General features: G+C 44.1%; 21 protein-coding genes. 12 read left to right on the plus strand and 9 right to left on the minus strand.

What is annotated here, in order from left to right:
* Positions 1-155 precede the first annotated feature (155 nt).
* The 4 genes from pstB to AB4209_RS19980 form a co-directional block, all read right to left on the minus strand.
* Entirely contained in the window at positions 156-905 is a 750-nt protein-coding gene (gene pstB / locus AB4209_RS19965; protein ID WP_004737715.1) for a phosphate ABC transporter ATP-binding protein PstB, read from the minus strand.
* A gap of 90 nt (positions 906-995) precedes the next feature.
* Positions 996-1,859 (minus strand): phosphate ABC transporter permease PstA, encoded by an 864-nt coding sequence (pstA, locus tag AB4209_RS19970; RefSeq protein WP_017064256.1) that lies wholly within the window; start codon positions 1,857-1,859, stop codon positions 996-998.
* A 15-nt stretch (positions 1,860-1,874) separates the two neighbouring features.
* Positions 1,875-2,804 (minus strand): phosphate ABC transporter permease subunit PstC, encoded by a 930-nt coding sequence (gene pstC / locus AB4209_RS19975; RefSeq protein ID WP_017064255.1) that lies wholly within the window; start codon positions 2,802-2,804, stop codon positions 1,875-1,877.
* A gap of 111 nt (positions 2,805-2,915) precedes the next feature.
* Complete coding sequence (locus AB4209_RS19980) at positions 2,916-3,737, minus strand: phosphate ABC transporter substrate-binding protein (protein WP_017064254.1); 822 nt, start codon at positions 3,735-3,737, stop codon at positions 2,916-2,918.
* Between the two features lie 480 nt (positions 3,738-4,217).
* Here AB4209_RS19980 and AB4209_RS19985 point away from each other — a divergent pair, with 480 nt between their 5' ends.
* A complete protein-coding gene (locus tag AB4209_RS19985) occupies positions 4,218-5,861 on the plus strand; it encodes a methyl-accepting chemotaxis protein (RefSeq protein ID WP_017064253.1) in 1,644 nt (547 codons plus the stop codon).
* A 107-nt stretch (positions 5,862-5,968) separates the two neighbouring features.
* Here AB4209_RS19985 and AB4209_RS19990 read toward each other — a convergent pair whose 3' ends face one another.
* Positions 5,969-6,856: a lipase secretion chaperone gene (locus AB4209_RS19990; protein WP_017060037.1), complete on the minus strand. Its 888-nt coding sequence runs from the start codon at positions 6,854-6,856 to the stop codon at positions 5,969-5,971.
* 38 nt (positions 6,857-6,894) lie between these two features.
* Positions 6,895-7,836: a lipase family alpha/beta hydrolase gene (locus AB4209_RS19995; RefSeq protein WP_372057059.1), complete on the minus strand. Its 942-nt coding sequence runs from the start codon at positions 7,834-7,836 to the stop codon at positions 6,895-6,897.
* Between the two features lie 528 nt (positions 7,837-8,364).
* Here AB4209_RS19995 and AB4209_RS20000 point away from each other — a divergent pair.
* Entirely contained in the window at positions 8,365-9,612 is a 1,248-nt protein-coding gene (locus tag AB4209_RS20000) for an SGNH/GDSL hydrolase family protein (protein ID WP_372057100.1), read from the plus strand.
* Between the two features lie 115 nt (positions 9,613-9,727).
* Here AB4209_RS20000 and AB4209_RS20005 read toward each other — a convergent pair whose 3' ends face one another.
* Positions 9,728-11,059: a DEAD/DEAH box helicase gene (locus AB4209_RS20005; RefSeq protein ID WP_017068928.1), complete on the minus strand. Its 1,332-nt coding sequence runs from the start codon at positions 11,057-11,059 to the stop codon at positions 9,728-9,730.
* A 361-nt stretch (positions 11,060-11,420) separates the two neighbouring features.
* Here AB4209_RS20005 and AB4209_RS20010 point away from each other — a divergent pair, with 361 nt between their 5' ends.
* Positions 11,421-11,687, plus strand: a complete 267-nt coding sequence (locus AB4209_RS20010; protein WP_017061882.1) for an Lpp/OprI family alanine-zipper lipoprotein — start codon at positions 11,421-11,423, stop codon at positions 11,685-11,687.
* A 157-nt stretch (positions 11,688-11,844) separates the two neighbouring features.
* Here AB4209_RS20010 and AB4209_RS20015 read toward each other — a convergent pair whose 3' ends face one another.
* Positions 11,845-12,819, minus strand: coding sequence for a L,D-transpeptidase family protein (locus AB4209_RS20015; protein WP_029235199.1), 975 nt, complete (start codon positions 12,817-12,819; stop codon positions 11,845-11,847).
* Positions 12,820-13,165: 346 nt separating this feature from the next.
* Here AB4209_RS20015 and deoD point away from each other — a divergent pair, with 346 nt between their 5' ends.
* The 4 genes from deoD to AB4209_RS20035 all read left to right on the plus strand — a co-directional run bounded on the left by deoD (position 13,166) and on the right by AB4209_RS20035 (position 18,664).
* Complete coding sequence (gene deoD / locus AB4209_RS20020) at positions 13,166-13,876, plus strand: purine-nucleoside phosphorylase (RefSeq protein WP_017061880.1); 711 nt, start codon at positions 13,166-13,168, stop codon at positions 13,874-13,876.
* 82 nt (positions 13,877-13,958) lie between these two features.
* Positions 13,959-15,428 carry a lactate dehydrogenase gene (locus AB4209_RS20025; RefSeq protein ID WP_017061879.1) on the plus strand — a complete coding sequence of 490 codons (1,470 nt, stop codon included), beginning with the start codon at positions 13,959-13,961 and terminating at the stop codon, positions 15,426-15,428.
* A 186-nt stretch (positions 15,429-15,614) separates the two neighbouring features.
* The gene (locus tag AB4209_RS20030; RefSeq protein WP_372057061.1) at positions 15,615-17,084 is read left to right on the plus strand and encodes a hypothetical protein; all 1,470 of its coding nucleotides are present in this window, start codon (positions 15,615-15,617) and stop codon (positions 17,082-17,084) included.
* A complete protein-coding gene (locus tag AB4209_RS20035) occupies positions 17,084-18,664 on the plus strand; it encodes a diguanylate cyclase domain-containing protein (protein ID WP_372057063.1) in 1,581 nt (526 codons plus the stop codon). The genes AB4209_RS20030 and AB4209_RS20035 overlap by 1 nt, the downstream gene beginning before the upstream one ends.
* Positions 18,665-18,696: 32 nt before the next feature.
* On the opposite strand, the gene AB4209_RS20040 is transcribed toward AB4209_RS20035, so the two are convergent.
* Complete coding sequence (locus AB4209_RS20040; protein ID WP_017061876.1) at positions 18,697-19,599, minus strand: DMT family transporter; 903 nt, start codon at positions 19,597-19,599, stop codon at positions 18,697-18,699.
* Between the two features lie 250 nt (positions 19,600-19,849).
* Here AB4209_RS20040 and AB4209_RS20045 point away from each other — a divergent pair, with 250 nt between their 5' ends.
* The 5 genes from AB4209_RS20045 to AB4209_RS20065 all read left to right on the plus strand — a co-directional run bounded on the left by AB4209_RS20045 (position 19,850) and on the right by AB4209_RS20065 (position 24,763).
* On the plus strand, positions 19,850-20,245 hold the full coding sequence (locus AB4209_RS20045) for a DUF3302 domain-containing protein (RefSeq protein ID WP_017061875.1): 396 nt from the start codon (positions 19,850-19,852) through the stop codon (positions 20,243-20,245).
* Positions 20,245-21,375: an HlyD family secretion protein gene (locus AB4209_RS20050; protein WP_372057065.1), complete on the plus strand. Its 1,131-nt coding sequence runs from the start codon at positions 20,245-20,247 to the stop codon at positions 21,373-21,375. The genes AB4209_RS20045 and AB4209_RS20050 overlap by 1 nt, the downstream gene beginning before the upstream one ends.
* A gap of 302 nt (positions 21,376-21,677) precedes the next feature.
* Positions 21,678-22,226, plus strand: coding sequence for an ECF-type riboflavin transporter substrate-binding protein (locus AB4209_RS20055; protein ID WP_017066579.1), 549 nt, complete (start codon positions 21,678-21,680; stop codon positions 22,224-22,226).
* Positions 22,227-22,232: 6 nt separating this feature from the next.
* Entirely contained in the window at positions 22,233-23,927 is a 1,695-nt protein-coding gene (locus AB4209_RS20060) for an ABC transporter ATP-binding protein (RefSeq protein WP_372057067.1), read from the plus strand.
* Positions 23,924-24,763: an energy-coupling factor transporter transmembrane protein EcfT gene (locus tag AB4209_RS20065; RefSeq protein WP_372057069.1), complete on the plus strand. Its 840-nt coding sequence runs from the start codon at positions 23,924-23,926 to the stop codon at positions 24,761-24,763. The genes AB4209_RS20060 and AB4209_RS20065 overlap by 4 nt, the downstream gene beginning before the upstream one ends.
* Positions 24,764-24,890 lie beyond the last annotated feature (127 nt).

Below are 24,890 nucleotides of genomic sequence, written 5' to 3' on the forward strand. Positions count from 1 at the left end.
GGCGCACCATAAAAAAGCCCCACCTATAGTGGGGCAAAACTTCCATCGCTTATAGTTATAGTGATAATTCTGTTGTTCTATTCGATTATCTAACCTGCGTTTCAGTTAGTGTGTAAAGGTATCTAATCGCTTAAATACCACACGTAAATCGTCGATTAACCGAAGTCACCGTTTACGTAACCTTTAGTACGATCATCTTTTGGTTCACTGAAGATAACGCTGGTTTCGTTATGCTCTACAAGCTCTCCCATTAGGAAGAAAGCCGTGCGGTCTGAGATACGACGCGCTTGCTGCATTGAGTGCGTTACGATAACGATAGTGAAGTCTTTCTTCAGATCTTCCATCAATTCTTCAATCTTGTGTGTCGCGATTGGGTCTAGAGCCGATGTTGGTTCATCCATCAGGATTACATCTGGTTCCATTGCAATGGTACGTGCTATACATAGACGCTGTTGTTGACCACCAGACAGACCAAATGCATGCGCTTTAAGACGGTCTTTTACTTCATCCCACAGTGCAGCACTGCGTAGCGAGCGCTCAACCACTTCATCGATGTGTTTTTTGTCTTTGATACCTTGAGCACGTAGGCCGTATGCCACGTTCTCGTAGATGCTCATTGGGAACGGGTTTGGCTTTTGGAATACCATGCCTACGCGGATACGTAGGTCAGCGACATCGATATTACCGTAGATGTCAGTGCCATCCATATCCAGCTTACCCTTAATCGTAACGCCTTCAATTAGGTCATTCATGCGGTTCAAGCAACGTAGTAGCGTTGACTTACCACAACCAGATGGGCCAATCAGTGCCGTAACCTGACGAGTAGGAATTGGCAGGTTGATAGATTTAAGCGCTTGGTTGTCGCCGTAAAACAGGTCTAGGTTCTCAATATCAAATTTGTTCATGTTCGTAATCTCTAAATTCTTAAATTCGTGTCTAACTTGATGCTTTCTTTATCACGGGGGCTCTCTCTATTGTTGAGCCAGCTAATGAGCTTAGTAAGTTGCCGTGTTGAAGCGTCTCGCAATCAGTTTTGTAACCATGTTGATCAAGAGAACCAATACGATTAGGACTGTCGCCGTGCCGTAGGCTTGGTTCCACTCATCGATAGTAAATAGCTCTGTTGTCAGCTTATATAGGTGAACCGTTAGTGTACGGCCAGAATCGAATACCGACTCAGGAACACGTGCCACCATACCTGCTGTTAAGAACACAGGCGCTGATTCACCAATTACACGACCAATACTAAGAATGACCGAAGTTAAGATACCTGGCATTGCGCTTGGTAATATCAAACGCCAGATAGTGTAGATTTTTGAAGCGCCAAGGCCGTATGAGCCTTCACGGTAAGTTTGTGGTACTGCCATCAATGCTTCTTCTGTAGTACGGATAATTACAGGAAGAATCAAGATACTTAGCGTTAGTGCGCCCGACAGAATCGAGAAGCCAAGACCAAGAATCGAAACAAAGAAGGTCATACCGAACAGACCAAAGATGATCGATGGGATACCAGCTAACGACTCAGTACAGAATCGAATCACTTTCACCAATCGGCTACCTACTTTCGCATATTCAGTTAAGTATATCGCCGTCATGATGCCCAGTGGCGCGGCTACCGCAATCGATGCGATTACCATGTAGATCGTGGCAATGATCATTGGGAAAATACCACGTTCTTCACCAGTACGAGTGTAATCGTCAGTGATGAAGTTCCAATCTACGTATTGCAGACCGTTCGATAGGATGTACCAAATAATCCAGAATAAGAAACCAACGGTTACAGCTGCAGCTGCCCAGATAAAACCTTTTAGGATGTTATCTTTGGTTTGACGTGCTTGTTTTAGTTTTACGCGATCCATATTACTTATCCTCGCCTACTTCGCTTTTTCACGGTTAAGATAAAGTAGAGCACCATTTAACATCATGATGAACACTAGAAGTACAACACCTGTTGCGTACAGTGCGTTAGCGTGAACGCCACTTGCGTAAGACATTTCAATTGCAATGTTTGCTGTTAGCGTACGAGCAGAGTCCAAAATGCCTTCTGGCATTGCTGGCGCGTTACCCATAACCATGATGATTGCCATCGTTTCGCCAAGTGCGCGGCCGATACCCAAAATCACACCAGTCATAATGCCTGAACGTGCAGCAGGAACGAGTAGCTTAAAAATCGTGTAGATTTTCGAAGCACCCAGTGCAAGTGAACCTTCTTTGTATGTGCGAGGTACAGCACGAATCGAAGTTTCAGAAACCGTGATAACGGTAGGAAGAATCATGATACCCAGAACAATGATACCCGCCAGGATAGTGTTACCCGCTGGTACTTGGAAAACGTTCTGAATCATTGGAACGATAATTACTAGACCGAAGAAGCCGTAAACTACCGACGGGATACCCGCTAGAAGCTCAACTGCTGGTCGAATAATATCTGCAAGACGCTTTGGAGCAATCTCAGCAATAAAAATAGCGGTTAATACACCAACTGGTACACCAACAACTACAGCTCCAAGTGTCGAAACAATCGATGCAACAATCATAGTTGCAACACCGAATAGAGCTGGAGGTAACCAGTCAACACCCAGAACGATGCCAGAAACACCGGCCTCTTGGAATGCAGGGATACTCTCTGCAACGATAAAGTAAGCGATAACGGCTAGTGATACGATGCCGATTACAGCACTCGATAAGAACAAGCCGTGGAAGATTCTTTCTCTCCAGTCGATGCGCTTCTTAGCACGTAGACTTGGCTTGTTGATTTGAGTCGCTTCAGTATTCATAAGCTTTTCACTATTTGCGATGGTCATATATAAAATCTCAAACTTTGTGGCTCAATAAGAGCTCGAAATAAACAAAGTTGAAAGAAAAGGCTCAGCCTAAAGCAGGCTGAGCAATAATTAAGATTGAGTCAGTTAAGATTAGTTAACTGTGATGTAGCCTTTCTTACCAGCGATAGCTTGAGCTTCATCTGCAACCATCCAATCTAGGAATTGTTGAGTTTCAGCTGTTGGAGCGCCTGCTTTGTAAAGAACTAGGAATGGACGAGCAACTTTGTAAGAACCGTTCTTAACGTTGTCTACAGTCGCAGCAGCGCCGTCGATAGTTAGAGCTTGAACAGATTCGTCAACTGTACCTAGAGAGATAAAGCCGATAGCGTATGGGTTGCTTGCTACAGAAACTTTAAGTGCGCCGTTACCGTTTGCAACTTGAGCACGTTGAGAGATAGCCGATACTTTCTTATCGCCAATCTTCTTCTTAAGCTTCATGATGTCTTCGAATGCACCACGTGTACCTGATGCAGTATCACGAGTGATTGCTACGATTGGCTTGTCAGCACCGCCAACATCTTTCCAGTTAGTGATGTCGCCTTTGTAGATTGAAGTGATTTGCTCAGCAGTAAGAGCAGATACTTCGTTGTTCGGGTTAACAACAACTGCGATACCGTCACGAGCGATAACTAGCTCTTTCAGGTCAGCTGTTTTCTCTTCTTCTTTTAGGTCACGAGAAGAGATACCAAGGTCAGCACTTCCATTTTTTGCTGCTTTGATGCCTGCAGAAGAACCTGGTGCTTGAATTTCGATGAACACTGGTTCGCCTTTATTCATGTAGGTTTCTGCAAAAACTTCAACCAGTGGAGAAGCACTGTTAGAGCCAACTACAGAGATAGTTTCTTTAGCTGAAGCTGTATTCACTGTTAGAGCGCCTAGTAGTGCGATTGCACCGATAACTGTCTTTTTCATCACAAATTTCCTTTAGTGGCGTTATTGCCGTAATGTTTTGCTTGAACGAGGCCTACTTTAGAATCCGAATGTGACAGTTGTGTTTCACTTAATTGAAGCCTATATGACAACTACAAATTAATGGCTAATTTCTCTCCTACTCGATGAATTGATAGTCGCGCCCCCATCAGATGCAGTTAGTGAATGCAGGTCTCACCATCGTTTGAGCACCAAAAAGCTAGATTTCCTTCCCTATTTATATCGAATACTAACCAATATATTTCTCTATTTATCAATCAAGTAGCCCTAACACGATGGATAAAAAGATCCACCTTTATCGCCATTTAGAACAATAAACAACCATCTATATCAAATACCTATCGCATATAACGAAATCAAAGCCTTTACTGATTGAATTGTCAGTCTCATTAGTTAGAATCGCCAACTAATTCTAATAATAATAATTCTCATCTTTTTATTTTATTCAAAGAAGGACATTACATGCGCCAACTTCTCAGTGGCTTATCAATCAAAATACAAATTCTTATACCCGTACTATTTTCCGTTGTCTTACTTTTAGCCGGTGTCATTATCGGTGGTGAAAAACTAGAAAGTGCATTCAAAGATGTGTCAGTAGCAACCGACCAGTTAATCTTACATAAAGAAGAACTTAGCGAAATCGTCGACAACAGCTATGGCATGCGCATCAAAGCGATTTACAGTCTATTCAATGCTGATGACGTAAAAACATTGGTTGAAACACTAAACCAAAAACGCGATCAGAATACTCGCCTACTGAATTCATTAGACACAGTGCCAGGCATGCAAGATGAAGTGGCCGCGATGAACAAAGCGATGAATCACTATGTCGATTTTTCTCGTACCACCATGCTTCCGCTATTAAGAGCGAAACACGGCGATGCATCACTATCTTCAGATTTTGAAAACCGCTACCAGATCGCAATCGACCAATACCGACATGCGGGTAATGAAATGGTGCAAGCGATCAATACTCTGTCTAAAAAGCTGAACTTGCTTGCCACTCAAGAGGTCGACATCAACGGCCAGCAACACGCTAGCACGCTGACTACTGCGACCATTGCACTGTTGGTGATCCTGTCTGTAGCTCTAATTATCAGTTGGACGCTGGCTGGTATCATTGTTAAGCCGATCAGCAACATTCAAGAAACGATGCGGGAAGTAGCAAAAGGTAACTTGTTAGTTAAAGCAGAAGAGTATGGCGACAACGAAATCTCACGCCTAGCGCAAGACGTAAACCAGTCTGTTGAACAGCTGCGTGACACGGTAAGCTCGCTGTCTCGAATCAGTATCGAAGTGGCTTCTGCGTCGACAGAGCTAGCGGCTGTAATGACACAGTCCAGCGTTAACTCAGACCAAGAGAAGCAAGAGGTGGAGCAAGTTGCTTCTGCTGTGAACCAATTGGAAAGCACAGCAGCACACGTTAATGAGAACGCAGTACAAGCCGACTCAGCGTCTAAGCAAGCTGACGAAATGGCGACACACAGCATGAGCTTGTTTAATGAAAGCAACAAAGCTAACGAACAGATGGCGATTCAGCTAAGCGAAGCCGCAAATGTTGTGGGCACGCTAAAAGAGCACTCTGAACAGATTGGTAAAGTGATTGAGGTAATTCAAAGTATCTCTGAACAAACTAACCTGCTGGCGCTTAACGCAGCAATCGAAGCCGCTCGTGCAGGTGAAAGCGGTCGTGGTTTCGCAGTGGTTGCTGATGAAGTTCGAATGCTAGCGGCACGTACACAAGATTCAACCAAAGAGATCCAAACCATCATAGAAGGTTTGCAGGTTCAATCCGGTAACGCGAATGAAAGCATGAGCAGCTCATTATCTATGCTGGAACACAACCAAACTCTTGCAGGTGAAGTAAGCGCGGCGCTTTCAGGCATTGCTAACTCGGTAACGGACATGACTGAGATTAACACTCAGGTTGCCTCTGCCGCCGAAGAGCAAAGCCAAGTAACCTCAGACATCAACCGTAACATCTCAAACATCTACAGCCTAGTAAGCCAAAACGTTACCGGCATTACTCAAGCCGCTGCAGCAAGCCACGAGCTTTCTAACCTAGCAGAACAACAGAAGCAGCAGTTGGATTACTTTAAGGTATAGGCTTCAAGGTACGAAGTTCAAGGCAAACAGATTCAGGCTGTATGCTCTTTAGAACTCGCCGATAAACAAAAAGCCAGCCATCATGGCTGGTTTTTCGCTTTTAGACACTACTGGCGAGATTCAGCCGCTCGAATTCTTTCAATCGCTTCTACCCTTCTAAGCTGTTCTGGTAGGAAATGTTCAGTCCTAAGTTGCGCAATCTTCTCTTGTTGTTCGGTTTTTGATAGGAATGAATCTTTCAAGACATCATTTCGTTCTGCGAAGTAGACCTCTAACGAGTCTTCAAAGGCCGCTCTTTGTTTATCAAGTGCTTCAAGTCTCTGGGTTGCTTCTTCACCGACAAGTTCGCTTCTCTTTAAGTATTTACCCTGTTCATCGAGACCTTCAGAGCTAGAGAGCTGTTGGAGTAACACCTGATTCTGGTGACTCGACTGAACATAATCAGGTTGCTCAGATAGATAGGATTCGAGTCTTTGTTGGTATTCTTCATCCTCTAATCCCTCCTGTTTCAGAAGTAACTTTTCTAAGGCGATTTCTCTCATTCTGTTGTCGTGCGTAAACAGAATACTTATCTCGCTCTCACTGAAAAACTGAGCTTGGAGGTCAAGGAGCGCTTGATTGAGTGCACGTAGATCATCAGCGGAAATGGATGTGGTACCGAACTGCACGTCCAACGATGTCAGTGCCGACTTATACTCAAGATATTTGGCAAACAGTGCTTCATCAACCACGGTTGTTGATGCTTGTTCGTGGTGTTTCGCCACGTTGTCTCGAATATCTTCAAGGGTTAATTCTGCATTACCTGACACGAAATATTCCATCATGTCTTTTGCTGATGCGTTATCGATGTCGGTATCTTGCTGAGAGGTGACTTTCAATGAGGAGACGCGTTGTTCGTCGTCAGTATGTGTATCTTGATTATTTAGATATAAAAAGACCGCCGCTGTGCTCATCAGGGCTATCGTGGTTATCGACAAAATGGCGGTCTTTTTCATCATACTTCCCTTGTTTTCTTGTTAAACGGCTTTGCAGACTACAAGCCAGCCAACTTCAATCGATTGGCATGCTGACGATATAGAGTTACAGGATCTGTCTCAAACAAGTGGTGAATTCCCAATAACCCATTAATCTCATCTAGGTGGTTCATTTTGTAATCATCACCAATCACTTTGCCCAAATGCGCGCTGCATGCTCCTACTAAGCCATCATTAGGTTCGTTGAAGGCTAAGCCTAGGATTGTCATCGCTCCGTCGGTAGGATCAAGAAGGTTGGTAAAAGTGGAAGACCCTGTCCATGAATAGTAATAAACGCCGTTACTTGCTTGCCACTCACCATCGCCACACTCAGACGTCGGAACGCCCTCAGGGTAAAACTGGTTGAAGGCTAGCGAGCCTTCTGTGGTCAATGCTTCAAGAGAAGCGAGGCCGTCTTGGTCGAGATCCGTTCCACCAGATAAAAGGTTAATCAGTGTCGTTAATCCACCTGCTAATTTAACCGCGATACCTTCTGTGACAGAGCCTTCAGATACGTTCCCTCGAACGAGATCAGCGACCTTAGAACCTTTATGCACACCGCCAATACTGGTCACTGAAGCAACAAGATCAGGTCGAACTGACGCAACATAACGAGCCGTAGGCCCACCGTGGCTATGACCAACCAGATTCACCTTACTTGCTCCTGTTGCAGCTAACAGCGTTTCAACTTGGCTGAGTAACTGTTCACCACGGACCTCTGAACTGTTGGTTGCAGAGACGTGAGCGACATATACGTTCGCGCCATCTTTGGTTAGGGATTCAGGTACGCCATAGAAATAGTCAACGCCCGCTAATGTATCGAAACCAAACAGACCATGTACCAACATAATGGGGTATTTCGTTTCAGTGTATCCCCTGGCTTCTAATGCTGATGCGCTCGTTCCGGCATATACGCCAAAACTGGATAGGCAGGCTATCGTCCAAATTAATATCTTTTTCAATGCTCTTTCCTTAAACAGATTAGACCTCTGATGAGTAAAAGAACCGTAGATGATGATTTTATAAAACAGAAAGTAACGACTTCATATTTGTGATGGCGAACTTGAATTAAACAGGTGCGATGAACATCAAGCAAACAGAATCAGGAGAACAAAACATAAGCAATTGATTAAATTAACATTTAACTAAGGTTGATGAGATTGTTCTTTCAATATCCCGACTCAAATATCAATTCAACATTCTCAATAAACCAAAATTATTCGACAAATAACCGTTTGGAAACAGGTATTTTTCAACCAAAAACTCGTTGATAACTTGAGGTTTATTCCATTAACGACACACCACAACCATGAATATATTGACGCTAATTATTGATTTTAGATATAGGTCGTACCAGTTATTTACTTATCCACTTATCCACTTATCCACTTATCCACTTATCCACTTATCCACTTATCAAGAAACAAGCAACAAGCAACAAGCAACAGCGTTTCTGTTTGGCTCATCTAAATATAAAAGAGAATACAGTGATGAAAAATACGGCTTTAATACTCACGTTAGCCCTGCCTTTTGGCGCTTATGCCGCTGAAGACTCAATACCAACACCTGAATCGATTACATCTGCACAAGTACTCAGTGCACAAGGCTCAGAGACCTATTCATATGTTAGATGTTGGTATCGAACCGATGCCTCTCATGACTCCCCAGCCACCGACTGGAAGTGGGCAAAGAAAGAGAATGGTGATTACTACACGATCAACGGATATTGGTGGTCTTCCGTTTCATTCAAAAACATGTTCTACAGCGATGCCCCGCAATCGGAAATTAAACAACGTTGCGAACAGACGCTCGACATCCAAAATGACGCCGCTGACATCACCTACTTTGCCGCAGATAATCGCTTCTCTTACAACCACTCAATCTGGACCAACGACAACGCTTTTCAAGCCAGTAGCATCAATCGTATTGTCACCTTTGGTGATAGCCTGTCCGACACTGGTAATCTATTTAATGGCTCACAATGGGTTTTTCCGAACGCAGATTCGTGGTTTTTAGGGCACTTTTCGAATGGTTTAGTCTGGACGGAGTATTTAGCAAAAGCGAAAGATGTCCCTCTGTATAACTGGGCTGTGGGTGGCGCCGCAGGTACCAACCAATACGTGGCATTGACTGGTGTATATGATCAAGTCACCTCTTATCTGACCTACATGAAAGTCGCCAAAAACTATCGTCCGGAAAACTCACTGTTTACTTTAGAGTTTGGCCTCAATGACTTCATGAATTACAACCGAGAAGTCGCCGATGTAAAGGCTGACTTTAGCAGCGCGCTGATCCGCTTAACAGAATCTGGTGCGAACAATATCCTGCTGTTCACCTTACCCGATGCAACCAAAGCCCCTCAATTCAAATACTCTACCGAACAAGAGATAATAAAAGTTCGTGGCAAGATCTTAGAATTCAACCAGTTCATCAAAGCTCAAGCCGAGTATTACCAAGGTATAGGGAAAAACGTGGTGTTGTTCGATGCAAGTGCGTTGTTCGCCAGCATTACCGATAACCCAGAACAACATGGCTTTCGAAACGCGAGTGATGCTTGTCTTAATATCAATCGAAGCTCAGCCGCGGACTATTTAAGAAGCCACAGCTTAACTAATGATTGTGCGACCTATGGTTCAGACAGTTATGTATTCTGGGGCGTGACGCACCCAACCACCGCCACACACAAATACATTGCCGACCACATCTTGGCGTATTCGTTCTCGACGTTCAATTTCTAACTAAATATCGAAAAGTAATGGCTGAGCCAAGGTCGAGATACAAAAAAACCGCCTAATATTGGCGGTTTTTATTTATGTCAGTTTTACTAGCAAACGCTTTAAAACTGGCTGGTGATTACTCGTCGTCCACTTTTGGTGCGACTTTCTTCTTAGGGATAAACACGGTATCACCCACGGCCACATTTTGGTGGAAGCTCTTATCGCGCTTAACTGGTTTCTTCGGCGTTTTCTTCGCTTGAGTGTTGGTCTTCTTCTTAGCAGGACCGCCTTTAGCAAACGCAGGTTTACGTGGCTTAATGCCTTTGAATTTACCTTTTAGGCCTTCAAGTACAGAGAAGATCAAATCTTGTTGAAGGTAAAGTTCAACACGCTTGAAGCTGTCCCAGTCTTTTGGACCAACCAAAGAAATCGCATCGCCTTTGTTACCCGCACGGCCAGTACGACCTACACGGTGCACGTACTCTTCCGTATGCTTAGGCATATCAAAGTTGATAACGTGGCTCACGTTTGGAATATCAATACCACGTGAAGCAACATCGGTAGTTACCAAGATCTTGTAAACCGCACGCTCGAACTGGCTCATAATAGCATTACGTTGCGTTTGGTTTAGGTTACCACTCAGTGCTACCGCTTTAAGCTTCTTCTCGTTCAACTTATCTGTTAAACGGTCAGTATCAGCGCGTGTTGCTGTGAAGATCATTACCTGACGGTATTCAGCTTCTTCCAGTACACGGTCTAAAATCGCTTCTTTGTGATCTAGGTGATCACATAAGTAGAATTTCTGTGTGATATCTAAGTGTTGCTCGTTAGAAACACCAACAGAGATACGCTTAGGTGCGTCTAGCATTTCATTTGCAATGCCATTTACTTCAGCGTGATCTAACGTTGCAGAGAACATCAACGTTTGACGACGACGGTGTTTAGCTGCATTGGCAATGCGACGAAGTTCTGGAGCGAAACCCAGATCAAGCATACGGTCCGCTTCATCAAGGATTAGCGTTTCAACACCATCTAGGAACAATGAACGATGTTCTAGGTGGTCAGCAAGACGGCCTGGAGTCGCAACGATAAAACGAGGGTACTTACGCAGTGCTTTAACTTGGTCGTTAAAGTTCTCACCACCTAAGATAAGCGCCGCTTCATAAGACAGACCACCAAGCATGCTACGCAGTTCGCCGTAAACTTGCTTCGCTAGCTCACGAGTAGGAGCCAAAATTACACCACGAGGATCTTTAGCAGAAAACGCTTTTGTTTTTAATGCTTTATGTATCATTGGCAACACAAACGCCAATGTTTTTCCTGATCCCGTTTTTGATGAAGCCAATAGATCCTTACCAGCAATAGCAACAGGGATCGCTTTTGATTGGATCTCTGTCGCCTTCTTGAAGTCGTAATGTTTTAAGTTCTTCAGTAAGCGGTTATCTAAGCCTAAATCTTTAAAGTGCAAAGGACTCTCCAGTCATGATGGTATTGAATAAAATTAATTTAACGTGACATGATACCGCGAAAGTACTTTATAAGGATAGAGATCACAGTAAATTTATCCCTTTATCTATCTTTAGCTAGAACAACGTATGCATTGCTAGCAAAGGGATAGCTCTCCAAAAACACCTTCAAGTCGTCTCTAAATCCTTCATCTCATAAATGAGACACAACGTGATACTTAGCTAATTACCTCAAAAATTTAGCAATTTCTTTAGTTATTGTTTTTGCAGTTAAAAAATTAGTCGCTACAATCATTAATGAAGCGACTATATGATAAAGAATGTATAGCGCATCTTTTGATGATAAATAAGCAAGGAGTTCTTATGAATAAGACGTTAATCGCAGCTGCAGCATCAGTTTTCATTTTAGCCGGTTGTTCTTCAGAACCAGAAGAAGCTGCAGTGTCAGAAATGGATCAACTAACTAACCAAGTGGCTCAACTTACAAGCGAAGTTGAAGCACTTAAGAGTGACAAAGCAGCCGCAGAAATGAAGGCTCAAGAAGCAGAAGCAGCCGCTATGGCAGCGAAAGAAGAAGCGGATCGTGCTAACGAACGCATCGACAACATCGCTGAGTCTTACACTAAGTAGTTTGAGATCTAATCGCGATTAAGCTGTAGATTAAATAAGTCGCAAAAAGCAGTATATAGACAGCACCACTTCTTATCGGATGTGGTGCTTTTTTTGGGTGACACTAATGCGAGTAAACAAGATAAAACCGCCCCTTGTTGCAGAAGAGGCAATCGAATTAAAACTCAATCACAGGTGGTGCTATCTCTACAGGTACGCCGTTTTGAGCAAAGATAACCGCTTTCGCCTTTGAATTTGGCAGTTCTGCGTCTTCAAGCCACCATTTTAGTTCCACAGGGATCTGTAATGATTTCTTTGAACCATCACTTCGAGTTAATGGCTCGTGCGCTTCTACAAACACACTTCTATCAGGCTCTAATGACACCTTAATCGGCTCATTTATAATGGTGACCTGTTCACCACGGTTCACTTGCTCAAACAGCCACTCAATGTCTTTAGGTTCCATTCGGATACAACCAGAGCTAACTCGTAAACCTATCCCGAAATCCTTGTTTGTACCATGGATCAAATAGTCGCCAGCGCCATAAGCAAGCCTCAAAGCGTACTCTCCCAATGGATTTTCCGGCCCGGCAGGAACCACTCTCGGTAATTCAATGCCCTTTTCAAGATACTCGTTGCGGATTGAATTTGGTGGCGTCCATGTTGGATTCGGTCTTTTTTGGCTTATCTTGGTGATCATCTCGGGAGTATCACGCCCCACTCGACCGATGCCGACAGGGAAAACATGCACCTGATTTTTCTCAGGCTCAAAGTAATACAACCTTAACTCAGCAAGATTGATGACAATCCCCTTTCTTGGGGTGTCAGGCAAAATCAAGCGGCTTGGAATGCTTAACACATAGCCTTCCGCGGGAAGAAAAGGATCCACCCCTTTGTTGGCTGCCATTAAAGAGAGAAAACCAATATCGTATTGCTTGGCAATGATGGCCAAGGTTTCGCCCGCCGCCACTTCATGCTGCTGGATTCTGCCCACAATGCGGCTTTCCGTTGGTGGCAATTCAAAGGTTGCAGCAGACACCCACGATGAAGCTATCCCGCTGGCAAGCAAAGTAGTTCTTACAACAAGCGACGCCGCCCTGTGGAGTCGTGTTTTCATTGACTGCAAAGGCGTCGAGTTAACGCAATACGACATACAAATCCTTGGTTTGTCTTTTATCAAAGTTTAGATTATCTCTGATCAAACGTCTCTACAACGTATTGTTGTCTCGAAACTAATAGGCAACAAGTTTATATGTAAGCCTTTTCTTCTCATTCACTTGCAATTTACCCATACAAAATCGATTGCCTTTACGCTTTCAACATATTTGGTTATCAATATTAATAAAACTATAATGGCAGACCTATTTTGTGACTAAAGTCTCATGGAGCCACGTTCTAACTCGCTAATATTGCCTCAACAAAACGAATTCAATTCAACAGAATCGGTAATTGATTAAATCCTGTTCCTATAATTACCGTTTAAACTTTGGAGAACGACCATGGCTACACCTCATATTAATGCTCAAGCTGGTGATTTCGCAGAAACAGTACTTATGCCGGGCGACCCGCTTCGCGCAAAATACATTGCAGAAACATTCCTTGATGACGTGAAGCAAGTTTGTGACGTTCGCAACATGTTTGGCTACACAGGCACTTACAAAGGTAAGAAAGTTTCTGTAATGGGCCACGGTATGGGTATCCCATCATGCTGCATCTACGTACACGAGCTAATCGCTGAGTTCGGCGTGAAAAACGTTATTCGTGTAGGTAGCTGTGGCGCGGTACGTGACGACGTTAAACTAATGGACGTTGTTATCGGCATGGGTGCATCTACTGACTCAAAAGTAAACCGCATTCGTTTCAACAACCACGACTTCGCTGCTATCGCTGATTTCGGTCTTCTAGAAGAAGCAGTAAACCAAGCTCGTGCACAAGAAGTTCCAGTTAAAGTTGGTAACGTATTCTCTGCAGACCTTTTCTACACTCCAGAAGCTGACCTTTTCGAAAAAATGGAAAAGCTAGGCATCCTAGGTGTTGATATGGAAGCGGCTGGTATCTACGGCGTTGCTGCAGACCTTGGTGCTAAAGCACTAACTATCCTAACAGTATCTGACCACATCATCCGTGGTGAAAAACTAAGTTCTGAAGAGCGTCAAAAGTCTTTCAACGACATGATGAAAGTTGCTCTAGAGACAGCAATCAACATCTAACGATTTGATAAAAGATACATTGAAAAGCGTTACCCCGCAGCCAGGCTCGCTTGGCTGCTCAAATAATCCCGAGGGGGAGATCGTGTCTAACGACAAGCTGCCAAAAGATGCGGATGGTTTGCAACTCAACTTTTGTAAAACATTGGCGTGTGACAACTTTGGCTTGAGCGATGCAAAACGGTATGTTTTGCAACACGCGAACCCTAAGCGTCCAGCGATGGTTTGTCGTGAATGTGGAGCTTTCCCCCCCTTACTTAACAATCGTGAAGTGTTAAGCGAACTTCATCGCCTAAGACAACTTCACAGCGACGGGCTCCCTGCTTGTCGTAATGATGATTGCGATAACTTCGGCTTATCGGTTCATACCCATAAACATCTTTATCATGCCTTCGGCTACAGTGGCGACAGGCAGCGTTATCGATGCAAAGACTGCCAAACAACCTTCGTTGATAAATGGTCTGGATCCAATAAAAAACTCCAATTTCAAGAGAACCTCATGGGCTTACTGTTCATGGGCTATTCCGTACGTGAAATCTGCCGAAAATTAGAGATCAACCCAAAGACTTTCTATGATCATGTTGACCATATCGCGAGCCGTTGTCGTCGTAAATTAGCGATGATCGATGCACGATGGGTTAACCATGCGAAAGATTACGAGTTCGCATCTCACTACCAGCGTCTGCAACCACAAAGTAACAACGGTGTGGTGTGGATAGCGACGGGCGAGGCGCATTCTGGCTATATACTTTGCCAACACGTTAACTACTCTCAAAATGAAGAACCATCAGGAAACGTCGACCATAACCCTTATGATGATGTGGCACGATTTGTATCCAAAGAGCACTCTTCAGAAGCAAATCTCGAACTGCCTCAGCCCTCTGACAAACTAAAAGAGCGCATTGAACAGCAGTACCAAGTGATTCTTGCGAGAGGTAACGTTGAGGACCCTATGGGTAACCTCACCACATTTAGTTACCCTTCAAAAGGCGCTCTCATTCGACCGCCTTATACCTCTTATGCTCACTTCTTACATGTGTTGGATATGTGTAACGAAGACAAGCATGTCGCCATCTATATGCCACAAGATCCATTACTAAGATCTGCCGCTTTAAGTGTATGTTTGCCGCGCATTCAGAGTCAAAATATTGACCTCATGTATGTCGAAGAAGATTCAGGCTGGCAAGACGACCAAAGTTTTGAAAAGATCGACATCGTTCACATGAGTTGGTGGCGAGATCGCTGGGCTATTGCCAATCAGGGTGATAACCAGAAAGGTATCTGCTACCTAACCGGTAACAATCCAGAACCAAAACAGTGGTTTAACACAGCCTCAATTCAACAAACTAAGTTCTATCAACAGCGCTTTCAGTTGTTATTTGATAGCTTTATTAATGAGCCCAGACGTAAGCTTCGTCCTGGGGGCATTCTTCCATTGCTCGACATATTTAGAGCTTGGCACAATCTGTGCTACCAAGATAAGCAAGGGCTCACGGCAGCACAACGCTTAGGCGTAGGGGAGCTGCCATTAACTCTAAAGCAACTACTTTCATAGCAACAAAGCCTCTAGGTAATTATTCGGGAACTCATTGATTTTAAAGCGACAACATGAGGTAACACCCATAATTAGAAAAGATCGATGTTCCTTTGACGCTCTACGAAAGATAATTGGTGCTTATCTCAAATTACACTCTTATAATGATTGTGTTATCAATATGTTCGATAATCATGGATGTAAGTCTTGGACAAAAATCAGTACCTTCTTGAAACAGAATTAGAAAAACTCAAAACTCGTGTCGACTCTGAGCCATCGGTGATCCTAGAGATTGCCCAACAGTGCCTAGTCCGATCAGAGCAAGTTCTGTTTGAAGAGGGTGCCATCCAGTCATTAATGTTAATGGCAAGATGTAGCTGGAACCTGATGGATTACCAAAAAGGTTTAAAATACATCAAGGAAGCCTACAAGCGCCAAAGCCGATTAGATACCGACCTTTTTCTCCCTGAAATCCTCCATTTACACGCGCTCCAGTTCTGGGGACAAGCCAAGTACTATTCCGCCCAACAGTTCTGGATCAATGCTTTAGAGCAGTCCGCGTTGGTTGATGAAGTCGAAATTCAAATTGAATGCCTCATTGGCCTTGGCAATATTTGGCGGATGACCCACGAATATAAACTTGCACGTTCTACCCACCAGCTTGCCGTTAAAGTTGCTAACGACAACCGCATTGGTTGGTTAGAGGGTAAAGCCAGAATACTGCTTGCGTGGGATTACTACCTGCTCAACAACTATGTTGAAATGCTGTCGGTATTGGACGGTGCAGAAGAAGCATTAAAAGACCATAAAGATAACACTTGGCATGCAGAGGTATGGGACTTTCGAGGCCTTGCCCTACTTGGTCTTGAACGCTTAGATGACGCGGAGCGCGCCACGGCCAAAGCGCACAATCTGGCAGTTGAACACAACCTAGTTTGGATGAAGGCGCACTCATACATCAGCCGAGCTAGATTGGAGCTCCTGAGAAAAAGACCAGAACAAGCGGCGGAATTACTGAGGCTCGCAGAACAATCCGCAAACGAGTTCGATAATGGCGAGTTGCTGAGCCAAATCTGTTACCAACAATCCTTGGTGGCGGAAGAAAACCAAGACTTCCAAGCCGCGCTCGTCGCCTTTAAAAAGTACCGTCAATATTCTATCGGCATGCTCAAAGAGCAAACGACACGTGTCGGTTTGGACAAAGCACGCAGTTCAAAACGCCAACTTGAACAGAGAGCACGAAAACTGATTAATCGTATTCGCGGTCAGCACGAGTACGATCCTGAAAAGCACCTCTCTTACGTTGTCTCTGAAACCTTTTGGTGGGAAAAGTTGGTGCTGTTCAAGACAGAGCTTAAACGTTCAAACCACAGCATCATTATGTTCCATCATGTCGATACTGATTACTTAGATGTCTGTACCGAGATTGCTCATGCTTTATGTAACCAGAATGACTTCATCGCAAGGCTAAGTTCTGAACGTGTGGCCCTTATGCTTTCCGAAAAAGGCGAAGCCGCAGAGCAAACCTTCCAAACTCTCAGCACCATGCTTGATATCTATCCATGGCATAGAAAAGGACTAAAGGGTTCGAAACCGACCGTCAGCCTCAATGATATTTTGACGTTCCCGTTCACGCTTGAACAATTAGAAGAAGACGATGCTGAGGTAATAGAATAATGGAAACTCTATTAAGCAAGATCACAGACGCCGGTTTAGACCCTTCATCAGTATCAGGTGAAGAAGCGATCATCTTCTGGAACCACATTCGTCAGCACGTTTCGACGACGCAAACAGAGCAAGCACACTGCTATATCATTAGCTCTGAGTACCGTGCTGAGTTACAACAAAATCAAACCAGCATCGAAGAGTTGAGACGAGCACTCGATCTGCTCCACCTTCCTGCCGATATCGAAGACATACTGACAGTCAAAACCAGCCTAAGTGACCGCTTAGTTGAAATCGGTGATTACACGTCAGCACTCAATGAATTCGTCAGTTCATCGACTATCGCGGTTGAACACGGCCATATCGATGAGTATGTATTAGCCATTTTAGGCATGGGCAACCTGTGTGACTCCTATGGCGATCACAACAGAGCTCTTCGCTACTATCAAAAAATCAGCAGCATAGACCACGCGATAAGCAGTCGCTCACTTCGCCTCAAATTCAAGCTGCATATGGTAGCAAGCCTACTTCTACTCAATCGCATTACAGCAGCCAGCGATTTACTGAATGAGTGCGAAGAACTGAGTATTTTGGTCAGTGACAAGTTGCTCACAGCTCAAATACTGCTTTACCAAGCAAAGGTGCTGCGCGCTAAGAAAAAACACCATGAAGCGCTACGCTGTCTGTCTAAGATTCAATACCCAGCCAACAGCACTCAAGCAAGCTGGCTTGCAACCATGACTCGTCTAGAGCTCGCACATTGCCTAAGTGCAACCGGCAAGCAAGACTACGCGAGCATGATTTTGTCGAGCACAGACAAACGCGTGAAAGCCTACTCGTCGCCAGTACTTGCAAAACGATTCTACGATTCGCTGAGTGATGTGTGTATGAATCAAGGGCGTTTTCAAGAAGCGCTAAGCTATGAGAAAAAAGGCTACCGAATTGAAACCGATCTGATGAAGCAGATCCCGATCAGTGAACTCGGTGCAAGCCAACTACGCCGCCTGTCCCGTTTTGAATTACAACTCAAACTCATTCTCTCTGAACAAGAAAACAAAGAGCTCAAAGAGACAACCGAACAACACAAGAATGCGGTGGCTCAGCTTCAACAAGACGTATTCACAGATCCATTAACAGGGTTGCACAACCGCCGCTGGTTAGATGTGAAACTGAAAGACATGCTGCTGCACGATACCTCTTTCGCGCTGATGGTTATTGATATTGACCACTTCAAGTCTATCAATGATGAACTGAGTCACTTAGTGGGCGATAAAGCGATTGTTAGTGTGTCTCAAGAGCTACGTTCATACTTTAAGTTTAGAGGCGCGTCATGTGTCAGATTTGGTGGAGAAGAGTTCCTCGTCATTCTAGAGAACACTGATCTTCCGAAGGCAGAAATGCACTCTGAAAATTATCGAGAGCGCATTTTCCAATTTGGATGGCATGAAATACTTGGGGAGCGTGGTTTGACCGTGAGTATTGGTATCACTTTGCATCGTGACGGAGAGAATACTCAACGCACCTTCTACCGTGCGGATAAAGCGCTATACCGAGCTAAAGCCAACGGCCGTAATCAAGTGTGTACAGAGTAGTGGCATATAGCTCTGTAGCTTAGGCCAACTGCTTATTGATAAAAGAACAGAGAAATACCAGCAAGGGCGGCAAGTGTGCCTATGATACTTTGCTTTGACACCTTCTCTCCTTTCAGCGCATAAATCACCAAAATAAAGACCGGGCTGGTCGCTATCAACGTTTGTGCAATCGCAGGGTTAGCATTCTTCAACGCCACTTGTTGAAGCCATAGAGCGAGAAACGTCCCGACAAAGATTGCTCCTAATAACCACAGTTTATCGAGCTTGGTCATTTCCCATAAATCTCTTTTTATCGATGAATACGGCTTCTTTTCAACGAAAGGGATAATCAGCATCACAGCAAACACGCCAATCGTCAGGCGAATCAAAGCACCTAACAATGGTGGAATATCACCCGCCACTAACGCGTAATGAGAAATAACCACACCAGATGCCTGACAGACACTCGCCACAAGCCCATAACCAATGCCACCCCACTGCGCTTTGTTATTCGATTCACCGCTCGCCGATTTTGATGGCTGGAAGACAACGAAGGTCACCGCTAGTGTTGTAATCACGACACCGAGCCAACTTTGCACTGTCAATACAGCGCCCAGGAACATTAATGCCAGCACACCAGAAAGAGGCGGGGCTAAAGATTCCAGTAACAGCGTCTTATTGGCACCGATTCTTTTCAACGCCGCAAAATAGGCGCTATCTCCAATCGCAATGCCAATCACACCTGAAATTGCCAATATCAGAAAATGGTTGGTACTCAGTTCAAACTCCGGCATCGGAATAAGAGGCATCACCAGCAACATCATCCCTGACGCCACTACACCCTTAACAATGTTCAATTGCATCGCAGAGAAGCGATGACCAAACTGTCCATAAATCCATGTCGCACACGCCCACACAATCGCAGCACCAATAGCCGCCAATTCACCTATATACATCCGTGTTTATCCTTTGTGGTTGTGCACGTCATTTAGAATCGTAGCTGTCATCATTTCAGCTAAAATACCAACCAGAAAGCCGAAATAGCCTCTTCAAACGCGATGAGATTTTATAAGATTCGTCAATAATTTTGCTCACATTAGAAGCGAACACTCATCATTTATAACTCAGCAAATCATTTTTATAACAATTACTTGGATGATAGCGTACTATATTTATAACTAACATCTAACATTACAAGGATCTGTTATGTTTTTAGACTACTTTGCACTCGGCTTACTCATTTTCGTTGCTCTAGTCATCTTTTACGGCATCATCGTTATTCACGATATCCCTTATGAAATAGCCAAAGAACGTAATCATCCTCACCAAGACGCAATTCACGTCTCAGGCTGGGTTAGCCTATTCACTTTGCACACAATTTGGCCCTTTCTATGGATTTGGGCAACATTATGGCGGAAAGACCGAGGCTGGGGCTTCGAAAAACTCGAAGAAGAGCAGCACGATATTCATCACCGAGTGGATGTTTTAATCGATCAAGTTAGCACCCTTCAAGAAGAGATCGCACAGCTCAAACAAGCAAATACTAAACAAAGCAGCACAAAAAAAGAGTCAAACAACGTTCAAGATCAGGAGGCTAAGTAATGGATTTACTACTGATAATGACCTACGCGGCACTTTGTATCACTATTTTCAAAGTATTTAATATCCCACTAAACAAATGGACAGTGCCTACCGCAGTGCTCGGTGGTGTGGTCATCGTAGGAACATTGATCCTATTAATGAACTACAACCATCCTTTCACACAACTTGGCAACCAAGTTTACTCAACGACTCCAATTGTTTCAGGCGTTAAAGGTAAAGTCATTGAGGTTCCTGTTGAGGCGAATTCTCCTTTAAAGAAAGGAGACATCCTCTTTAAAATTGACCCTATCCCTTTTGAAGCAGAAGTCGCTAAGCTCGAAGCGAAAGTAAAAGAAGCAAGCCAAGGAGCACTTGGGCTTGAATCTCAAGTTGCTGAAGCTGAAGCTGCTAAAATCAAAGCGATTGCAGAAAGAGACAAAGCGCAACGCGAATTTTCTCGTTATAAGCGTGGCTTTGAAAGTGGTGCGTTTACCGAACAACAATTGGATACTCGTAGACAAGCTTATAAGGCATCGGAAGCAGCAGTAAAAGTAGCAGAAGCAAGTCAACAACAAGCTCAGATCGCTCTAAATTCTGAAATTGGTGGCGAGAACACCGCAGTGGCAGGATTACTTGCAGACTTACGTAAGGCTCAATTCAACCTTGACCAAACGGTCGTGAGAGCACCAACGGATGGATATGTTACACAACTAGCACTGCGTCCAGGCGTAATGGCTGTACCGCTACCTCTTGCTCCTGTGATGACATTTGTCCATACGGAAGAAAAATACTACATCGCAGCATTCAGACAAAACTCATTGCAACGACTGCATCCTGGTTTCGAAGCTGAATTTTTATTCAGAGCACTACCAGGCAAGATTTTCAAAGGACGCATTGATGAAATAATCCCAGCTATTGGTGAGAGTCAAATTCAAGCGCGCGGGACACTTATTGGTACCAATGCACTTCGTACTAATGGACGCGTATTTGCTAAAATGACCATCACTGATGACCTGTCTGACTACCATTTACCTATGGGTACCGCGGTTGAAGTTGCCGTTTATTCTGACAGCTTCACCCACGTTTCAATCATGCGCAAGGTCCTTATTCGCATGAAGAGTTGGCAAAACTATCTATACCTAGACCACTAAACGGTCAAAGGTACGTGACGAACCCGCTTAACACATTGTTAAGACGAATGAAAAAGTCAGACTCGCTCTGGCTTTTTTGTTGCTGGATTAACCGTAAAATTACGCTTTTTACACGATATTTAGGTGTTCAGATGGAATTTTAGACATCTAGACACTTACCTTCCCTTATGGAAGGGTTCTACTGTATAATGCGCGCCTTATTTTTTATATTTGCCCAAAAAACGTTCTCATTGAGACGCATATTAATAATGGCGAATATTTATTCTTTATTTTGCTTTATTTTTCAGAATTCGAGGTTATCTATGAACTTTTCAGCTAAAACAGTGGTCGTTATCGCCATTGGCGCGGCACTGTACGGCATTGGTGGTTTACCTATGTTTGGTGTCCCAGTGTTTGCTAACACGACATTGAAACCAGCAATGGCAGTTCTAGCACTGTTTTCTGTTTTGTTCGGCCCTATTGTTGGCTTCTTAGTTGGCTTTATCGGTCACTGGGTAACGGATCTGTTCGCAGGCTGGGGTGTGTGGTTAACTTGGGTTTTAGGCTCAGGTATCGTAGGCATGGTTATCGGCTTATTCCCGATGTTGACCAAGAACCGCCTTCAGCAAGGTGAGTTGCCTATGAAGGACTTCGCGCTGTTTGTGGTACTTGCCCTTGCCGGTAATGTGGTTGGTTACGGCTGCTCTGCATTCCTAGATACCATCCTTTATGCAGAACCGTTTACTAAAGTCTTCACTCAACTCTCTATCATTGCTGCGGGTAACACCGTTCTGATCGCTGTTGTTGGCTTACTGATCCTAAAATCAGTCGCTAAACGCAACAAACAAAGCCGTAACCTGACTGAGGCATAAGCGATAATGACTATAGCATTTTCGAACTTCTCTTTTAGATATGAGTCGCTGGATAAACCGACGCTAAAAAATATCAATCTAAGGATAGAGAAAGGAGAGAAAATCGTCATTATTGGACCAAGCGGTAGTGGTAAATCTACCCTAGGTCAATGCCTTAACGGTCTGATTCCTCATGCTATCAAAGGTGAGGTGACTGGCTCTCTAGAGATCAACGGTAAGAACATTTCTGATTTTTCTATGCACGACTATACCGAGCAGGTTGGCACAGTATTACAAGATACTGATAGCCAATTTGTCGGTTTGAGTATTGGCGAAGACATCGCATTCGCACTGGAAAATCAGTTAGTGTCGAACATTGATATGTACCCTCTGGTTAAGTCGACAGCAAAAATGGTCGACTTAGCAGATATGCTTGATCGCTCGCCACATGATTTATCCGGCGGCCAGAAACAACGCGTGTCATTAGCGGGCATCTTAGTTGATGACGTTGACATCCTGTTGTTTGATGAACCTTTGGCTAGCCTTGACCCGAAAACGGGTAAAGCGACTATCGAAATCATCGACCAACTTCATAAAGAAACCAACAAGACTATAGTCATCATCGAGCATCGCCTTGAAGATGTACTACATCGCGATATCGATCGAGTGATCTTGATGGAGCGCGGTGAAATTGTCGCGGACATGACACCCGATGAAATCTTAGCTTCTGAACTGCTTGAAACACACGGTATTCGTGAACCACTTTATTTATCTGCTCTGAAGGCAGCGAAAGCACTTTTGACCAGTGAAGATAAGCTATCAAACCTCAAAGCTCTCGATTACAAAAGATTCCGCCCTGCGGTTCAGGCTTGGTTTGCAGAGCGCCCGACTCCAGTTGCCGAGAAGCAGTACCAACCTTTGCTTGAGGTCCACGGCCTGACTTACTCTTACGATGGTGAAAAGAACGCTCTCGAAGATGTCAGCTTTAAGATTGGTAAGGGTGAGTTCGTTTCAATCTTAGGCAAAAACGGTTCAGGCAAATCTACCATCACTAAACTCATCATGGGTGTGATCGATGCCGATTCAGGCTCTTCCTATCTAAATGGTGAAGACCTATCTGAGCTTTCTATCTTTGAAAGAAGCCAGAAAGTCGGTGTCGTGATGCAGAACCCAAATCATATGATCTCTCATCATATGATTTTTGATGAGATTGCTTTTGGTCTTCGTAACCGCAACATTGCAGAAGAGCTGATCACAGAAAAAGTAGAGCATGCTCTTGAGTTGTGTGGGCTGAGTAAGTTCCGCCACTGGCCGATCGAAGCACTGAGCTACGGTCAGAAAAAACGAGTAACCATCGCTTCTATTTTGGTGCTGGAGCCTGAGCTTCTTATCTTGGATGAGCCGACAGCAGGTCAAGACTACCGTAACTACACATCCATGCTGGCATTCATCCAAAAGCTTAATCGTGATTTGGGTATTACCGTTGTGATCATCTCACACGACATGCACCTCGTTCTCGAGTACACCACACGTTCAATCGTAATCGCAGACAGCAAGTTGATTGCCAATGCCGCGATGACGGAAGTATTTAGCCAACCATCACTTCTAGAACGTGCAAATCTTTGTACCACCAGCATTTATGAACTCGCGACTATGATGAAAATCGACGACACCAATGCGTTTATGCAGTACTTCATCGACTACGAGAGAAGCGCTCAATGAACGCATCAAACGTAAAATTCGGCATCAATTACATTGATACAAAATCACCGCTTCATGCACTTAACGGCATCACCAAATTTGCGCTCTTCTTAGCTTGGGTAACCGTGGTATTGACTACGTTCGACCTAAGATTGATTACGCTGCTTATTGTGACTGGTTTATACCTGCTAAAGCTCACCAATGTGCCTGTACGCGTATATAAGCCTCTGTTATTGGGTACGGCGAGTGTATTGAGCCTAAATGCTTTGTTCATGTATCTGCTGGCTCCACAGCAAGGTACTGAGCTCATCGGCAGCAAAACCTTATTGCTGACATTGCCGGGTAACTACTCGTTGAGCCAAGAGACTCTGTTTTACTTGGTTACTGTGACGCTCAAATACATGAGCATGTTCCCGATAGCGTTGATTTTTGTCTTCACAACGCATCCGACTGAGTTTGCAGCTAGCCTCAACCGTATCGGTGTTCCTTACAAGATCGCCTATGCGGTCAGCTTAACACTGCGTTACTTGCCAGAAGTTAAGAAAGACTTCATCAATATCATGCATGCTCAACAGGCTCGTGGTGTAGAGCTCTCAAAGAAAGCGCCTCTAATTACTCGAATCAAAAATGTGGCTAAGGTTCTAGGCCCGCTCATTTTCTCTAGCTTGGACCGAGCAGACGAGATCTCTAACGCAATGACGTTACGAGGTTTTGGCCGACACAAAGCTCGCACTTGGTATAGCTATGCACCTTTGAAACGTATCGACTTTGTTTGTTTAGGTGTCATCGCTTTTATCGTGGTGTTAGCCATTGCGAAACGCATTCTAGAGCCGCAGTTATTTTGGTATCCGTTCTAGTCATCTGAATTAGCATAGATAAACAAAGACTTTAAATAACACACCGCTCAATAGGGCGGTGTTTTTGTTTATGCCAAAATCTGATTGATAATTGAACCAATGACACAATACTGACTATATTTAACGA

The sequence above is a fragment of the Vibrio sp. 10N.286.48.C11 genome, assembly GCF_041469805.1.
GTDB lineage: Bacteria > Pseudomonadota > Gammaproteobacteria > Enterobacterales > Vibrionaceae > Vibrio > Vibrio crassostreae_C.

Excerpts from the sequence above, each read along its gene's own strand:
- pstB (WP_004737715.1), bottom strand. The coding sequence starts at position 905 with ATGAACAAATTTGATATTGAGAACCTAGACCTGTTTTACGGCGACAAC.
- pstA (WP_017064256.1), bottom strand. The coding sequence starts at position 1,859 with ATGGATCGCGTAAAACTAAAACAAGCACGTCAAACCAAAGATAACATC.
- pstC (WP_017064255.1), bottom strand. The coding sequence starts at position 2,804 with ATGACCATCGCAAATAGTGAAAAGCTTATGAATACTGAAGCGACTCAA.
- AB4209_RS19980 (WP_017064254.1), bottom strand. The coding sequence starts at position 3,737 with ATGAAAAAGACAGTTATCGGTGCAATCGCACTACTAGGCGCTCTAACA.
- AB4209_RS19985 (WP_017064253.1), top strand. The coding sequence starts at position 4,218 with ATGCGCCAACTTCTCAGTGGCTTATCAATCAAAATACAAATTCTTATA.
- AB4209_RS19990 (WP_017060037.1), bottom strand. The coding sequence starts at position 6,856 with ATGAAAAAGACCGCCATTTTGTCGATAACCACGATAGCCCTGATGAGC.
- AB4209_RS20000 (WP_372057100.1), top strand. The coding sequence starts at position 8,365 with ATGAAAAATACGGCTTTAATACTCACGTTAGCCCTGCCTTTTGGCGCT.
- AB4209_RS20010 (WP_017061882.1), top strand. The coding sequence starts at position 11,421 with ATGAATAAGACGTTAATCGCAGCTGCAGCATCAGTTTTCATTTTAGCC.
- AB4209_RS20015 (WP_029235199.1), bottom strand. The coding sequence starts at position 12,819 with ATGTCGTATTGCGTTAACTCGACGCCTTTGCAGTCAATGAAAACACGA.
- deoD (WP_017061880.1), top strand. The coding sequence starts at position 13,166 with ATGGCTACACCTCATATTAATGCTCAAGCTGGTGATTTCGCAGAAACA.
- AB4209_RS20035 (WP_372057063.1), top strand. The coding sequence starts at position 17,084 with ATGGAAACTCTATTAAGCAAGATCACAGACGCCGGTTTAGACCCTTCA.
- AB4209_RS20040 (WP_017061876.1), bottom strand. The coding sequence starts at position 19,599 with ATGTATATAGGTGAATTGGCGGCTATTGGTGCTGCGATTGTGTGGGCG.
- AB4209_RS20045 (WP_017061875.1), top strand. The coding sequence starts at position 19,850 with ATGTTTTTAGACTACTTTGCACTCGGCTTACTCATTTTCGTTGCTCTA.
- AB4209_RS20050 (WP_372057065.1), top strand. The coding sequence starts at position 20,245 with ATGGATTTACTACTGATAATGACCTACGCGGCACTTTGTATCACTATT.
- AB4209_RS20055 (WP_017066579.1), top strand. The coding sequence starts at position 21,678 with ATGAACTTTTCAGCTAAAACAGTGGTCGTTATCGCCATTGGCGCGGCA.
- AB4209_RS20060 (WP_372057067.1), top strand. The coding sequence starts at position 22,233 with ATGACTATAGCATTTTCGAACTTCTCTTTTAGATATGAGTCGCTGGAT.
- AB4209_RS20065 (WP_372057069.1), top strand. The coding sequence starts at position 23,924 with ATGAACGCATCAAACGTAAAATTCGGCATCAATTACATTGATACAAAA.